The organism is Halomonas sp. LES1 (genome assembly GCF_031846005.1).
Taxonomy (GTDB): domain Bacteria; phylum Pseudomonadota; class Gammaproteobacteria; order Pseudomonadales; family Halomonadaceae; genus Halomonas.
Map to the genome: position 1 here is coordinate 595,705 of NZ_JAVRGC010000002.1, position 15,737 is coordinate 611,441.

Sequence of the window (15,737 nt, forward strand, 5' to 3'; positions counted from 1 at the left end):
CCGGTCGCCCCCATTCCACGGGGCATCCCTTCGCTTTTCTTGAGGTACGTCTGCGATGCAGCAGAACGCTGATCAGACCCTGAGTCTGCCCCTTTTGCCGCTGCGGGACGTGGTCGTCTATCCGCAGATGGTCATTCCCCTGTTCGTGGGTCGCGAGAAGTCGATTCAGGCGCTCGATGCGGCCATGAGCGCCGACAAGCGCGTACTGCTGGTTGCCCAGCGTGAGGCCAGCAAGGACGACCCCAACCGCGAAGACCTGTTTGCCATCGGTACCGTCGCCGAGATCATGCAGCTGCTCAAGCTCCCCGACGGCACCGTCAAGGTGCTGATCGAGGGGGTCTCGCGGGCCGATGTGGGCGAGCTGAATGACGGTGAGGACTATACCAGCGCCGAGGCGCTGCTGCGTGAGAGCACGCCCCTCACCGAGCGTGAGCAGGATGCCCTGGTGCGCGTGCTGCTCAACCAGTTCGAGCAGTACGTCAAGATGTCGAAGAAGGTGCCCAACGAGGTGCTCAACTCGCTCTCCGGCATCGAGGACCCCAGCCGCCTGGTGGATACCATCTGTGCGCACCTGTCGCTGAAGATCGATGACAAGCAGCAGCTGCTGGAGATGGACAAGGTGCGCGATCGCATCGAGCACCTGATGGCGCTGATCGAGTCCGAGATCGATCTGCTGCAGGTCGAGAAGCGCATCCGCTCCCGGGTCAAGGAGCAGATGGAGAAGTCCCAGCGCGAGTACTATCTCAACGAGCAGATGAAGGCCATCCAGAAGGAGATGGGCGAGCTCGAGAACGTGCCCAACGAGGCCGAGAAGTACGAGCAGGCCATCGAAGAGTCGGGCATGCCCAAGGAGGCGCGCGACAAGGCCGTTCAGGAGCTGGGCAAGCTCAAGATGATGTCACCCAACTCCGCCGAGGCCACGGTGGTGCGCTCCTACCTCGACTGGCTGGTGTCGGTGCCGTGGAAGAAGCGCACCCGGGTCAAGCATGATCTGCTCCACGCCCAGAAGGTGCTCGACGAGGATCACTATGGCCTTGACGAGGTCAAGGCGCGGATCCTCGAGTACCTGGCGGTGCACAAGCGGGTCAAGAAGCTCAAGGGGCCGGTGCTGTGTCTGGTGGGTCCCCCCGGGGTCGGCAAGACCTCGCTGGGCAAGTCCATCGCCCGCGCGACGAACCACAAGTATGTGCGCCTGGCGCTGGGCGGGGTGCGTGACGAGTCCGAGATTCGTGGCCACCGCCGTACCTATATCGGCTCGCTTCCCGGCAAGATCGTTCAGCGCATGTCCCGCGCCGGGGTCAGGAATCCGCTGTTCCTGCTCGACGAGGTCGACAAGATCGGCATGGACCATCGTGGCGATCCCGCCTCGGCGCTGCTCGAGGTGCTCGACCCGGAGCAGAACGACACCTTCAGCGACCACTATCTTGAGCTGGATTACGACCTATCCGAGACGCTGTTCATCTGTACCGCCAACTCCATGAACATTCCCGGGCCGCTGCTCGACCGCATGGAAGTGATTCGTCTGCCCGGCTATACCGAGGACGAGAAGCTGGCGATCGCCAAGCGCTATCTGGTACCCAAGCAGCTCAAGGCCAACGGCTTCAAGGAGGATGAGCTGGCCTTCTCCGATGAGTCGCTGCTCGAGTTGATCCGCTACTACAGCCGTGAGGCCGGGGTGCGTGAGCTGGAGCGTCAGATCGCCAAGGTCTGTCGCAAGGTGCTGCGAGTGCGCATCGAGAAGGAGGGCAAGGAGGGCGCCCAGGCCCCGATGCTGCTGGCCGCCACGGATATCGAGGAGTATGCTGGGGTGCGCCGCTACAGCTATGGGCTGGCCGACCAGGAGGATCAGGTGGGGCGCGTGACCGGCCTGGCCTGGACCTCGGTCGGGGGTGAGCTGCTCAATATCGAGTCGGTGGTGACGCCTGGCAAGGGGCGTATCAACAAGACCGGCTCGCTGGGCGACGTGATGAAGGAGTCGGTGAGTGCGGCCCACACCGTGGTGCGCGCGCGAGCCCTCTCCATGGGCATCGACCCCGAGCGCTTCGAAAAGGAAGATCTGCATATCCATGTGCCCGAGGGAGCGACGCCCAAGGATGGCCCCAGTGCGGGTATCGGCATGGTCACCGCCATGGTCTCGGCCTATACCGGGCGTCCGGTGCGCTGCGACGTGGCGATGACCGGCGAGGTCAACCTGCGGGGCGAGGTGATGCCGATCGGTGGCTTGAAGGAGAAATTGCTGGCCGCCAGGCGCGGTGGTATAAAGACCGTGCTGGTGCCCGAGGAGAACCGTCGGGATCTCAAGGAGGTGCCGGAGAATATCAAGGAGGCCCTCGATATCAGACCGGTGCGCTGGATCGATGAGGTACTCGAGGCGGCATTAGCAAAAAAGGATGAAGAGCCCAAAGAGGAATCTCATTCAGAAGAAGCCTCGTCGTCGCAGTCAATGATTAGCACGCATTAAGGTCAATTTCCCCACCATTATTCTGGCGAAAGCCTTGTATGGTGGGGCTCTGCCCTGAATGTAGCTTGACAGCGGTTTCTTCACATTGCTATAAATTACCCCATGCTGTGATCGTGCTTGTTAACTGAAATGCCGGTTCGATTGGGGCCAATTTCCGAAAAAGTCAAGGGGTGAAGTGTGAACAAGTCTGAGCTGATCGAAGCCATCGCCGCGTCTGCCGATATTCCCAAGGCTTCCGCCGCGCGTGCCCTGGATGCCATGGTGGATTCCGTGACGGAAAGCCTGAAGAAGGGTGACAGCGTCTCCCTGGTCGGCTTCGGTACCTTCCATGTGAAGGAGCGTGCAGCGCGTACCGGTCGCAACCCCCAGACCGGTCAGCCGATCGAGATCAAGGCGGCCAAGGTTCCCGGCTTCAAGGCCGGCAAGGCGCTGAAGGATTCCGTCAACTAATTGTCGCCGAGCTGGAGTCGCGCGTTACGCGCCGCTGATGGTTCGCCGTTGATGGTTGATTGATACAGGCGCATCGCCCTCGGCGGTGCGCCTGTCTTCGTTATTGATTCCACCCTTTCCCAGTATCCCTTTTGAGGCAACACTTCCGAGGCCTGCATGCTGCAAAGTATTCGAGACCGCTCCCGAAGCTGGGGAGCCAAGATCATCATCGGGGCAGTGGTCGTGACCATGGCGATGTTCGGTGTGGATTCACTGGTGGGCCTGTTCGGCAACAGTGGCGACGAGGTCGCCGAGGTCAACGGCGAGCCCATCATGCGCCAGGAGCTCGAGCTCTCGGTACAGCGGGCCATCCGCAGCGGCCAGGTGCCGCCGGAGCAGGAGCGGGCCCTGCGCAGTCAGGTGCTCGACGAGCTGATCACGACTCGGGTGTTGAGTCAGTATGTCGAAGAGGGCGGGATGCACCTCTCCGAGGAGCAGCTCGACCAGATCATCGTGTCACTCCCCGAGTTCCAGGATCAGGAGGGCCGGTTCGACCAGGAGCTGTTTCGCAATCGCCTGGCCAGTGCCGGCTACACGCCGCTGGGCTTTCGCCAGCAGCTGCGCAGCGACATGAAGCAGCAGCAGCTGCAGCAGGGGTTGGCATTCAGCGACTTCAGCCTGCCCAGTGAACAGGAGCGCCTGGCCGAGCTGCAGCGGCAGACGCGTACCTTCCGCCATGCCGCCCTGGGGGCTGACGACCTCGACGAGGAGATCTCTCCCTCCGATGAGGCCATCGAGGCGTATTACGCCCGGCATCAGGAACGCTTCCGTCGTCCCGAGCAGGTACGCCTGAACTATGTGGTGATCGACCGCCAGGCCATGGCCGACGAGGTGGAGGTCGAGGAGGCGGCGCTGCGCGATGCCTGGCGCGAACAGACGGCCAATGCCGACCGCCGGCTCTCGCACATCATGCTGACCTTCGGTGATGAGCGCAGCCGCGAGGAGGCGATGGCCAAGCTCGAAGAGGTTCAGGCGCGTCTTGCCGATGGCGAGGACTTCGCCGACCTGGCCGCCCAGCTCTCCGATGACACCGTCTCCGCCGAACAGGGGGGCGATCTGGGGGTGGTCAGCCGCGGCTTCTTCGGCGACGCCTTCGATGAGGCCGCCTTCTCGTTGGATGAGGGGGAGGTCTCGGAGGTCGTCGAAACCGACAATGGTCTGCATCTGCTGACCGTGACCAGCCTCGAGCGCGAGTCATTCGAATCGATGCGGGATGAGCTGCGCCGCCAGCTGGCGATGGAGCGCGTGTCCGGAGAGTTCAACGAGAAGGTTCAGCAGCTGATCGACGAGAGCTTCGCCGCCGATGATCTGCAGAGCGTCGCCGATGACCTGGGCCTCGAGCTTCAGTCCAGCGACTGGGTCTCCCGTGATACCCGCGAGGGCGTGCTCTCGGAGCCGGGGGTGATGGCCCAGGCGTTCAGTGAGGATGTGCTCGAGGAGGGCTACAACAGCGAGGTGATCGAGCTGGATAGCGATCGTCGCCTGGTGCTGCGCCTCGCCGAGCATCGCGAGGCGACCACGCTGCCGCTGGTTGATGTGCGCGACGAGGTCGCCGCCGAGGTCGCGGCGCAACAGCGCCGTGAGGCGTTGCGTGCCAGGGCGGATCAGCTCGTCGAGTCGCTTGGCGAAGGCGGCACCGTCGAGCTCGACTGGCAGCAGGCCGAGGAGGTCAGTCGCCAGGAGACTCGCGGCCTCTCCCGTGCGCTGGTGGAGGCGGCCTTCCGGCTTCCGGCCCCCGAGGGGGATTCGCCGGTGTATGGCAGGGTGGTCGACGGTGATCGCGCCGTGATCATCGCCCTGGAGTCGGTGGGCGAAGGCGAGGTCGACGATCAGTCCGAGCGCTTCGTCGCCTCGATGGCCGAGCGCCTGCGCGCCCAGGCGGCGATCCAGGGCCTGATCGAGCATCTTCGCAGCGAAGCGGAGATCAAGCGCTAGGCGTCAGCGCTGAGCCGCCAATTGACAGCCCCCTGCGAGCCATGATCTCGCAGGGGGCTCTCTTTTTATGGTATTCCCCCCTGCGATGGGGGCATTGCCAGCGTCAAGTCAAAGAAGCAAGATTTAATATATTAATTCCAAGAGCCTTCGATATATGCAGTTCAAGACAGCTTCGATCGCCCTCGACACCTGGCTGATGGTGGTTTCCACCACCTTCATGCTGATGGGGGGCGTGGCACTTGTAACGAACTCACTGCATCTGTCGGGGCCCATACTGCTTGCGACGGATACCGCCCTCGCATCGCTGTTCACCGGCATCGGTCTGCTTGGTGTCTGGCTTCGCCAGCCCGGCCTGCGTGTCATTGCCGGCATCGCCATGGCCGGCCTGGGGATTGACACCCTGGTGGAGGGCGGCCTGGGTGAGTCCCCTGGAACCACTACCGGCTGGTTGCAGGCGGGTGTCACCCTGGGGGCGCTGGAAGCCTCCCTGATGCTGGCCGTTGCGCCCTGTCTGTTGCTGGGCATGAGGCGACCATGGCTCAGGAAACTGTGGCGAATCGCCGGCATGCTGCTGCTGGGAATCAGCGCCCTGGCGCTATGGACGCTATTCGGCGGTAGCCTGAAGGGGTGGCCGGCGGGGGCAGCCTACTCCGAAGTGTTGGCGCTGTTCACCCTGCTGCTCGGAGCCGCCATGCTGGTCGCCGGCTACCGGCCGGTGCACGGCAGGCTCTACATCGGGCCCAGGACCCTCTGCGCCTGCCTGCTGGGCGTCGCCATCAGCAGTGCCTCCTGGTATCTGCTGAACTGGCAACAGCTGGTGCGTGAGACCGGTCGTGCCGAGCTGATATTCGAGACGGCTCGCCTGGACACCGAGAGGGCGGTGAGCTCGCGTCTGCAGTCCCTCAGGCGCATGGCCGAGCGTCTGAATGCCTCGAGTCATGGATCGGGTGGCAGGGTCGCGCGGTACGACCAGGTGAGCTATCTGCGTGACCTTTCGAGCCTCAGCGCCTTCGGTGTGATCACCCGTGAGGGTCGCTGGCAGTGGCTTCGAGGGGGGGATGCCGAGGCGAGGCGGTGGCTCAGGCAGCAGGCCGGTCGGCCACTCGTGGAGGAGTGGGATGCCTCCGATTTCAGCCAGCCAATCATGCTGTTGCCCGATGTCGATCACCCCAGGCAGGCACTGGTCGTGGTCGGCATACCCCGGCATGACTATCGCCTTGTCGCGTCGATCCATCTGGGCCGGCTGCTCGAGAGTGAGCTGCATGTATCGCTTTCCACGTTTCAGGTGGCGTTGCTCCATGGCGGCGAGACGCTGCTGCGGGTGGCGGCCCCGGGTGTGACCCCCAGGGGCCTGACGGAAACGCCTCGCATGCTGTCGCGCAGTATCGGGCTGCCGGGTGGCGTCAGGCTTCGCCTCGATATTCATTCGGCCATGCCATCGCTGTGGCCGATGGCACTAGGAGTGCCGGCGTTTGTTGGGCTGGGTGGGCTGGTGCTCAGCTTCCTTCTGACACTGAGCCTGGGGCTGGCAAGACTCAATGCCGACCGCTCCCGGGAACTCGACCATTCGCGGCAGCACCTGGTTCGCCAGCAGGCCATCCAGGCCATGATCGCCGAAGAGGCCCCGCTCGACGCCCCGCTCGAGGCGGTCTGCGAGATGCTGGAAGAGCAGCTACCGCAACGGCTCTGCTCCATCATGCTGGCCAACCAGGCGGGCACCCGTCTCGAGCTGGCGGCAGGCCGCCGCCTGCCGGAGGCGTATCGGGCCGCGATACGGTCCGTTCCCATTGCGGAGGGAGTGGGTGCCTGTGGCAGCGCCGCCCATACCGGCAGGCTGGTGGTGTGCGATGACCTTCCCGGTGACCCCGCCTGGCGAGGCTACCAGGCGCTGGCAAGGGAGCACTCGCTGCTTGCCTGCTGGTCCTATCCCGTTCTCTCGAGAGACAACAGAGTGCTCGGCACCTTCGCGGTCTATTCACGCGAGCATGCACGGCCCACCGAACATGAGCTTGGCCTGGTTCGTCAGGCGGTGGATATCGTCGCCCTGGCCATCGAGCGTGACCATGACCGCCGCTCTCTGCAGGAGAGTGAACAGCGCTACCGCTCGCTATTCTCCTACAATCCCGATGCGGTGTTTTCCCTGGATATGCAGGGCTACTTCATCAGTGCCAACGCCAGCTGCGAGGAGGTGACGGGCTACCGTCTCGATGAAATACGGGGGGCTCACTACTCACGCTTCGTGCAACCCCAGGAGATGTCCAGGATCCAGTCCCATTTCGACCAGGTGTTGAAGGGCGAGGCGCAACGCTATCAGCTGGAGGTGGTGGGCCGGAGTGGGGAAGCGCGACAGCTGGATCTGACCAATCTGCCCATCATCGTGGATGGGAGTATTCGCGGTGTCTTCGGTATCGCCAAGGATATCACCCAGCGTCGAAGGAGTGAGATGCGCCTGCGCATCCTCGAGCAGGGCGTCGAGGTCAGCGTCAATGGTCTGGTGATCGTGGATGCCCTCAAGCCCGATATGCCGATGACCTATGTCAACCGAGCATTCGAGGCGATGAGCGGTTATTGCCGGGAGGAGGTGTTGGGGCGCAACTGCCGCTTTCTACAGGGCCCGGATACCGACCCCGGGGCGTTACAGGAGCTGCGGGATAGGCTGGCCAGTCAGCAGGAAGCCCATGTAACACTGTGCAACTACCGCAAGGACGGCGGCACCTTCTGGAACGAGCTGTATGTCTCGCCGATCCGTGACCAGGACGGGCAGGTTACCCACTATGTAGGGATTCAGCATGATGTCTCCGAGCGCATGGCCTATGAGGGCCAGCTGGCCTATCACGCCCGTCACGATGTGCTGACCGGCCTGGCGAACCGTGTCGTTCTGGAGGATCGTCTTCCCCGTGATCTGGCGCTGGCGAACCGCGAGGGCAAGTGGCTGTGTGTGCTGTTTATCGACCTCGATGGCTTCAAGCCGATCAACGATAGCCTCGGCCATGCCATCGGTGACCAGCTTCTGCAGAAGCTCGCCAGGCGACTGACGGAGATGGTACGTCGCGAGGATACCCTGGTGCGCTTCGGTGGCGATGAATTCGTGTTGCTGCTCAATGACCCGGGTGATGAGCAGCGAGCGATGGAAGTGGCCGAGCGCTTGCTGGATCTTGTTGCGCGACCCTATCGCATCGAAGGGCACGAGCTGCACTTGACGGCAAGCATCGGGATCGCCGTCAACGTCGATCGCCATACCCGACCGATGGAGTTGATTCAGCAGGCCGATATGGCCATGTATCGCGCCAAGCAGCAGGGGCGCAATACCTACCAGTGGTTCACTCCCGAGATCACCAAGCGGGTGAGTGAGCGCGTCGCCCTGCGTAGCGAGCTCCAGGAGGCGATCGATACGGACTCCTTCGAGCTTCACTATCAGCCGCTGTTCGATCGCGATGGCGAGGTGGTCGGGCTGGAGGCGTTGCTGCGCTGGTCGCATCCCGAGCGGGGCGATATCTCGCCGGCGACGTTTATTCCCATCGCCGAGCAGACGGGGCAGATCATCCCCATCAGTCGCTGGGTGTTGACGCGGGCATGTCGGGACATGGAGGCGCTGCGCCGGCAGGGCATGAGCTCACTCGGCGTGTCGGTGAATATTTCACCGCTGCAGTTCCAGCGTGACAACTTTCTCGCCATTCTGGCGGACACGCTGTCGCTCACGGGGCTGCCTGCCGAGTGGCTGACCCTCGAGTTGACCGAGGGCATCCTGATGAGTGAAACCGACAGCGCCATCGAGGCCCTGGACGCCTTGCGAAGCATGGGGGTTCAGGTGGCGATCGATGACTTCGGCACCGGTTTCTCCAGTCTGAGCTATCTGAAAAACCTGCCGGTCGATACCGTCAAGATCGATCGCAGTTTCATTCGCGAGATCGATCGCAATGCCGATGACGCCTCTCTTGCCCAGGGCATCACCTCCATGGCGCATCATCTGGGACTCAGGGTCGTGGCGGAGGGGGTAGAGACCGACAGCCAGTACCAGCTGGTGCGGTCTCATGGCTGTGATCTGTTCCAGGGGTTCCTGCTGGCAAGGCCGATGTCGTTCGAGAGGCTTCAGCAGTTCCTTCAGAAGAGGCGGGGGAGTGCCGGTGTCAGCCTTGGGACAGGGGCACCTTTCACAGGGTCACCTCTCTGAGCGCCGGCCCGGTCTCTTCCTCGATGACGACCTCCCAACCCAGGGTCGGCTGCCAGTCACCCAGCACGATACGCCGGGCCGGCCGTCCATCGACCTCGAGCTCATGCACCGCCGGGCGGTGGGTGTGGCCGTGGATCAGGGTGGTGACACCCTGTTCGGCCATGACCCGGATGACCTCATCCTGGGTGACGTCCATGATGTCCTCGGCCTTGTTGGAGTTGGCCTCACCGGACTGATCACGAAGCTGCCTGGCCAGGGTGATACGCTCCTGGATCGGCATCGACAGCACCTGCTTCTGCCATCGCGGATCTCGGGCCTGGGCGCGGAAGGCCTGGTAGGCCTCGTCGCGCGTGCACAGGCTGTCGCCATGCATCAGCAGCACCGGGCTGCCCCCGAGGGTGACAACGGTAGGGTCCGCCAGCAGGGTGGCGCCGGCTTCGCTCGCGAAGCGTTCGCCGAGCAGGAAGTCACGGTTGCCATGCATCAGGTAGATCTCGGTGCCGTCGTCGGCCAGGCGGCGCAGTGCCGTGGCGATACGGGCCGCGAGATCGGCATTGCCGGTGGGGTCGACGCCAACCAGATCGAGCAGATCATCGCCGATCCAGGCTTCGAAGAAGTCACCCAGGATATACAGGGCGTGGGAACCATGGGCGCGCTCCTCCAGCCAGCGCAGAAAACCCTCGGTGATCTCGGGGGCGCCAGGGTGCAGGTGCAGGTCGGAAATCAGCAGGGTGGCCATATGGAGAGTTCCCGGTTTGGCAGCAGAGAGCAAGGCGCCCGCACGGGGCGGGCGCCAGCTGGGGGCAGGACGGAAGGCTTATTCCTCGATGTAGGCCTTCTTGATCACCACGTCCTCGGCGGGCACATCGGCGTGCATGCCGCGGCGGGTGGTGTCGACGTTCTTGATCTTCTCGACGACGTCCATGCCGTCGACCACACGGCCGAAGACGCAGTAGCCCCAGCCCTGGATGGACTTGCCGCTATGGTTGAGGAAGGTGTTGTCGGCGACGTTGATGAAGAACTGGGCGGTAGCGGAGTGCGGATCCTGGGTGCGGGCCATGGCCAGGGTGCCGATCTCGTTGGCCAGGCCGTTGTCGGCCTCGTTCTCGATGGGGGCGTGGGTCGGCTTCTGGTCGAAGTTCTCGTCGAAGCCGCCACCCTGGACCATGAAGCCTTCGATCACACGGTGGAAGAGGGTGCCGTCGTAGAAGCCCTCACGCACATATTGTTCGAAGTTGGCGGCCGTCTTGGGGGCCTTCTCGTGGTTGAGCTCGACACGAATGTCACCGAAGGTGGTCTGCAGTACGATCATGCGTAAGTTCCTGTGCAATAAAGGGGCGCTGCCTTGGCGTTGCCCATGGACGTGGCGCTATAATACCGGTTTTGCCTCGCTGCGCGAAGCTAGCCTGATGATGGCCTGGATCGCCGCGGCGAGGGGCGCCGGGGATGAGCCGAAGAGGAGGTCCTATGCCAGGGATGGCATCGGTAGCGCCCAGGGAGGGGTTCACAGCGCCTCCTCGCAGGCTCGTCGCCGGAAAAGCCCCGAGCAGTGAAGGCCACAGTCAACGGCCCCCGGACCGCACCCCAACCAGAGGTTGTTTTCCCAACCATGACCACCGACACCACCAGCGCGCCGAACTTTATTCGCAACCAGATTCGTGACGAGATCGAGGCCGGCCGCGACGGCAAGATCGTGACCCGCTTCCCGCCGGAGCCCAACGGCTTCCTGCATATCGGGCACGCCAAGTCGATCTGTCTCAACTTCGGCCTGGCCGAGCAATTCGGTGGTGACTGTCATCTGCGCTTCGATGACACCAACCCGGCCAAGGAGGAGCAGGCCTATATCGACGCGATCAAGGAGGATGTCAGCTGGCTGGGCTTCCAGTGGGTGGGCGACGTGCGCTTCGCCTCCGACTACTTCGATCAGCTCTATGCCTGGGCGCAGCATCTGGTGCGTGAAGGCAAGGCCTATGTCGACGACCTCTCGCCGGACGAGATCCGCGAGTATCGCGGTACCCTCACCGAGCCGGGCCGCCCCAGCCCCTATCGCGAGCGTTCACCCGACGAGAACCTCGACCTGCTCGAGCGCATGCGCGAGGGCGAATTCGCCGAGGGGGAGAAGGTGCTGCGAGCCAAGATCGACATGGCCTCGCCCAATATCAATCTGCGCGACCCGATCCTCTATCGCATTCGCCATGCCAGCCATCACCAGACCGGCGACAAGTGGAAGATCTACCCCTCCTACGACTTCACCCATGGCCAGTCCGACGCCATCGAGGGGATCACCCACTCCGTCTGCACCCTGGAGTTCGAGGATCATAGGCCGCTCTACGAGTGGTTCCTCGACAACCTGCCGGTGCCGGCGAAGCCGCGCCAGATCGAGTTTGCCCGGCTCAACCTGAACTACACCCTGACCTCCAAGCGCAAGCTCAGGCTGCTGGTGGATGAGGGGATCGTCGATGGCTGGGACGACCCGCGCCTGCCGACCATCTCCGGGCTGCGTCGCCGCGGCTATACCCCGGCCTCGATCCGCAAGTTCTGCGAAATGATCGGTGTGACCCGGGCCGATGGCGGCCTGGTCGAGATCGCCATGCTTTATCACGCCATCCGCTCGGACCTCGAGGACAACGCGCCACGCGCCATGGCCGTGCTCAAGCCGCTCAAGGTGGTACTGACCAATGTGCCCGAAGGGCATGAGGAGACCTACGAGGTACCTGGCCACCCGGCGCGGGACGATATGCCCGTGCGCAAGGTGCCCTTTACCCGCGAGCTCTATATCGACCGGGACGACTTTATGGAGGAGCCACCCAAGAAGTTCTTCCGCCTGGCGCCGGGCAAGGAGGTGCGGCTGCGCAACTCCTACGTGATCCGCTGCGACGAGGTGGTCAAGGATGAGGCCGGCGAGATCACCGAGCTGCGCTGTTCGGTGGACTTCGACACCCTGGGCAAGAACCCCGAAGGCCGCAAGGTGAAGGGTGTGATCCACTGGGTCAGCGCCGAGCACGGGGTGCCCATGGAGGTGCGTCTCTACGACAATCTGTTCCTCGAGGAGCAGCCGGACAAGGACAAGGATGCCGACTTCCTCGAGCATCTGAATCCCGAGTCGCTGGTGGTGTGTCAGGCCATCGGTGAGCCCAGCCTGGCCGGGGTCGAGCCCGAGAGTCGCTTCCAGTTCGAGCGTGTGGGCTACTTCTGCGCCGACCGCCATGCCTGTGGCGAAGGCAAGCTGGTGTTCAATCGCACCGTGAGCCTCAAGGACAGCTGGGCCAAGACCCTGAAGAAAGAGACGCAGAAGAAAGAGTCCCGGAAGCAAGACGCGCAGAACAAGGGCTGAGCATGACCGATATGCAGATCTACAACACGCTGACACGCCGCAAGGAGCCCTTCACGCCGATCGAGCCGGGCAGGGTGCGGATGTATGTCTGCGGCATGACCGTCTATGACTACTGCCACCTGGGCCATGCCCGGGTGATGGTGGCCTTCGACGTCATTACCCGCTACCTGCGTCATAGGGGATATGACGTGACCTATGTGCGCAACGTCACCGATATCGATGACAAGATCCTGCGCCGGGCCGACGAGAATGGCGAGACCATCGCGTCGCTGACCGAGCGCATGATCGAGGCGATGCATGAGGACGAGGCGCGCCTCGGGGTGCTGGCGCCGGATCAAGAGCCTCGGGCGACTCGACATATCGACGACATCATCGCCATGATCGAGACCCTGATGGCCAAGGGCTACGCCTATGCCGCGGACAATGGCGACGTCTACTACCGGGTACGACGCTTCGAGGGCTACGGCAAGCTCAATAACCGTGATCTCGACGAGATGCGTTCCGGTGCCCGCATCGAGGTCGATGAGCACAAGGAGGATCCCCTCGACTTCGTGCTCTGGAAGGCCGCCAAGCCGGGCGAGGCGAGCTGGCCTTCGCCCTGGGGCGAGGGGCGTCCCGGCTGGCATATCGAATGCTCGGCCATGTCGAAGTGCTGCCTGGGCGAGACCTTCGATATCCATGGTGGTGGACCGGACCTGACCTTCCCGCACCACGAGAACGAGATCGCCCAGTCGGAGGCGGCCAACGGCAAGCCCTTCGTCAATACCTGGATGCACGCCGGCGCGGTGCGGGTGAACCACGAGAAGATGTCCAAGTCGCTGGGCAACTTCTTCACCATCCGCGAGGTGCTCGAGCACCATGATCCCGAGGTGGTGCGCTACCTACTGGTGGCCAGTCACTATCGCAGCGCGATCAACTACGCGCCGGAATCCCTGGCCGATGCCCGCAAGTCGCTGGAGCGCTTCTACAACTCCCTCGCCGGGCTGTCTCTCGAAGGGCACTCTCTCGACGGACTGTCGCGAGAAGGGCGCTCCTACCACGGGCAGTCCCGCGAAGAGGCAGCGGCACTCGGCGGTGCCGGGGCGGTGGTCGAGGGCGTGGTCAGCGACTTCGACAAGCGCTTCAGCGCGGCCATGGACGATGACTTCAATACCGCCGGGGCGCTCTCGGTGCTCTTCGACCTGGCCCGCGAGCTGAACCGCGCAAAGAAGGAGGCCCCCGACCAGGCGCCGGCCCTGGCCGCCGAGCTCAGGCGGCTGGGCGGCATACTGGGGCTGCTGCAGCAGGACCCGGCCCTCTTCCTCAAGGCGGGGGCCGGTGAGCTGCCGCTCTCGGAAGCGGAGATTCAGGCGAAGATCGACGAGCGCGCCGCGGCCAAGAAGGCCAAGGACTTCGCCACCGCTGACGGGATTCGCGACGAGCTCGCCGCCCTGGGCATCATCCTCAAGGACTCCCGCGAGGGTACCGGCTGGGTGTTCGAGAGGCCCCAAGCCTAGCCTGGCTCGGGAGCCTCGGGTGCCATCGAGTCAGGTCATCCTGTAGACGCTCGGCCCGCCGAAAGGGGCCGGGCGTCTATGTTTTTATACATCTTATTGCTGCGGGTCTGTCATGGTCATGAAGCCGAAGAGGTCGGTGCGAGACTCGATCAGTCTCGAGGCGCTTGGCAAGCCGCCGATGCCCGAGGGGCGAGTCGTCAGGGGACTGGTGCTGAGCGTGGTGCTTGGGCTGTTGCTGGGTGGCTGTACCCTGCCCTCGCTGGAGGGACGGAGCATGACCCGGGCGCTGCCCCTCGAGCAGGCGCGTGATACCACTCTGGGCGAGCTGGTCCGCGACCGGGTGGATCGACACCCTGAGCGTAGCGGCATCTACCCGCTGAGTGATGCTTACGAGGCGTTCGCCGCCAGAATGCTGCTGGCAGAGGCCGCCGAGCAGACCCTCGATCTGCAATACTACATCTGGCACAACGATACCGCGGGCAGCCTGCTGTTCGATGCCGTGCGGCGTGCCGCCGATCGTGGTGTCAGGGTCAGATTGCTGCTGGACGATAACAATACGGTGGGGCTGGACGAGACCCTGGCCGCCCTGGATGCGCACCCGGGGATCGAAGTACGCCTCTTCAATCCGTTTGTGGTGCGCTCGCCTCGGGCCATCGGCTATGTGACCGATTTTTCCCGCGCCAATCGCCGCATGCACAACAAGTCATTCACCATCGATAACCAGGTCACCATCATCGGTGGGCGAAACGTCGGTGACGAGTACTTCGGTGCCACCAGCGGGGTGCTCTTCTCCGACCTTGATGTCATGGCGATCGGACCGGTCGTGCAAGACGTTTCCGAGGACTTTGACCGCTACTGGCATAGCCAGTCGTCCTACCCGGCGAGCCGGTTGTTGGAGAGTGTCGGCAGGGAGGGGCTGGCGCAGATGGCCGCCGAGGCGGAGCAGGCGCGTGGGTTGCCGAGCTCACAGGGCTATCTGGCGGCACTGGAGGCGAACGGTCTGGTCAGTGGGCTGGTCCGTGGTGATCTGGCCTTCGAGTGGGCCAATACCTGGATGGTAAGCGATGACCCATCCAAGGGGCTGGGAGAGGCTCAGGAGCAGGAGCTTCTGACCACTCGCCTCGGCGATCTGCTCGGCGCGCCGAGGCGCCAGTTGGATCTGGTGTCCCCCTATTTCGTGCCCATGGAGGAGGGCACGGAGTGGCTGGCGGGCCTGGCGGAACAGGGGGTCCGGGTCAGGGTGCTGACCAACTCCCTGGAGGCCACGGACGTTGCCGCGGTGCATGCCGGGTATTCAAAGCGTCGCCGGGATCTGCTCGACGCCGGGGTAGAGCTCTTCGAACTGAAGCGCAGCGGCGCCATGGATGTGATAACGCATGGCAGCCCCTTCGGGCGTTTTGGCAGCTCCGGTTCGAGCCTGCACGCCAAGACATTCGCCGTCGATGAGGAGTGGGTATTTATCGGCTCGTTCAACTTCGACCCCCGCTCGGCGCGCCTCAATACCGAGATAGGCTTCCTGATCGAGAGTCCAGCGCTGGCCAAGGCAATGGATGACGCCTTTGATAACCGGGTGTCCGAGCAGAGCTACCGGGTCAAGCTGGCCGATGATGGCCATCTGGTGTGGCATGAGCAAACCCAGGAGGGTAACGTCGTTCACGATAGTGAACCCAATACCGGGCCGCTGCGCCGAGCCGCTGTGAAGGTCATGTCCTGGCTGCCCATCGAGTGGCTGCTGTAGAGGGCAGGCCGGGGATGAGAAGCCGCTGATCGAGATCCTGTTTGGCGATCTGAGCAGCGCCGACCGCTAAGCGACCGGCGCTGCTGCTCCGCTATCTCCCTGTGCTCCCTGAG

Annotated in this window: 9 protein-coding genes; 7 read left to right on the top strand and 2 right to left on the bottom strand. The window is 63.6% G+C overall.

Translation table 11 applies throughout. The annotated features are described in order from the left end of the window. Window positions 1–55 precede the first annotated feature (55 nt). The 4 genes from lon to RM463_RS07015 all read left to right on the top strand — a co-directional run bounded on the left by lon (window position 56) and on the right by RM463_RS07015 (window position 9,056). On the top strand, window positions 56–2,461 hold the full coding sequence (gene lon, locus RM463_RS07000; protein WP_311429526.1) for an endopeptidase La: 2,406 nt from the start codon (window positions 56–58) through the stop codon (window positions 2,459–2,461). A gap of 177 nt (window positions 2,462–2,638) precedes the next feature. Continuing rightward, a complete protein-coding gene (locus RM463_RS07005; protein ID WP_132040937.1) occupies window positions 2,639–2,911 on the top strand; it encodes an HU family DNA-binding protein in 273 nt (90 codons plus the stop codon). A gap of 156 nt (window positions 2,912–3,067) precedes the next feature. Then, window positions 3,068–4,885, top strand: coding sequence for a SurA N-terminal domain-containing protein (locus RM463_RS07010; RefSeq protein WP_311429527.1), 1,818 nt, complete (start codon window positions 3,068–3,070; stop codon window positions 4,883–4,885). A 154-nt stretch (window positions 4,886–5,039) separates the two neighbouring features. Then, complete coding sequence (locus RM463_RS07015) at window positions 5,040–9,056, top strand: EAL domain-containing protein (RefSeq protein WP_311429528.1); 4,017 nt, start codon at window positions 5,040–5,042, stop codon at window positions 9,054–9,056. Here RM463_RS07015 and RM463_RS07020 read toward each other — a convergent pair. Continuing rightward, window positions 9,037–9,795: a UDP-2,3-diacylglucosamine diphosphatase gene (locus RM463_RS07020; RefSeq protein ID WP_311429529.1), complete on the bottom strand. Its 759-nt coding sequence runs from the start codon at window positions 9,793–9,795 to the stop codon at window positions 9,037–9,039. The two genes, RM463_RS07015 and RM463_RS07020, sit on opposite strands and share 20 nt — an antisense overlap. Window positions 9,796–9,873: 78 nt before the next feature. Further along, entirely contained in the window at window positions 9,874–10,368 is a 495-nt protein-coding gene (locus RM463_RS07025) for a peptidylprolyl isomerase (RefSeq protein WP_195687596.1), read from the bottom strand. Window positions 10,369–10,665: 297 nt separating this feature from the next. On the opposite strand from RM463_RS07025, the gene RM463_RS07030 reads away from it, so the two are divergent. The 3 genes from RM463_RS07030 (at window position 10,666) to RM463_RS07040 (ending at window position 15,624) form a co-directional block, all read left to right on the top strand. Next, the gene (locus RM463_RS07030) at window positions 10,666–12,390 is read left to right on the top strand and encodes a glutamine--tRNA ligase/YqeY domain fusion protein (RefSeq protein WP_311429530.1); all 1,725 of its coding nucleotides are present in this window, start codon (window positions 10,666–10,668) and stop codon (window positions 12,388–12,390) included. An 11-nt stretch (window positions 12,391–12,401) separates the two neighbouring features. Next, window positions 12,402–13,886 (top strand): cysteine--tRNA ligase, encoded by a 1,485-nt coding sequence (gene cysS, locus RM463_RS07035; RefSeq protein ID WP_311429606.1) that lies wholly within the window; start codon window positions 12,402–12,404, stop codon window positions 13,884–13,886. A 136-nt stretch (window positions 13,887–14,022) separates the two neighbouring features. Beyond that, window positions 14,023–15,624 carry a phospholipase D family protein gene (locus RM463_RS07040; protein WP_311429531.1) on the top strand — a complete coding sequence of 534 codons (1,602 nt, stop codon included), beginning with the start codon at window positions 14,023–14,025 and terminating at the stop codon, window positions 15,622–15,624. The last annotated feature ends 113 nt before the right edge of the window (window positions 15,625–15,737 follow it).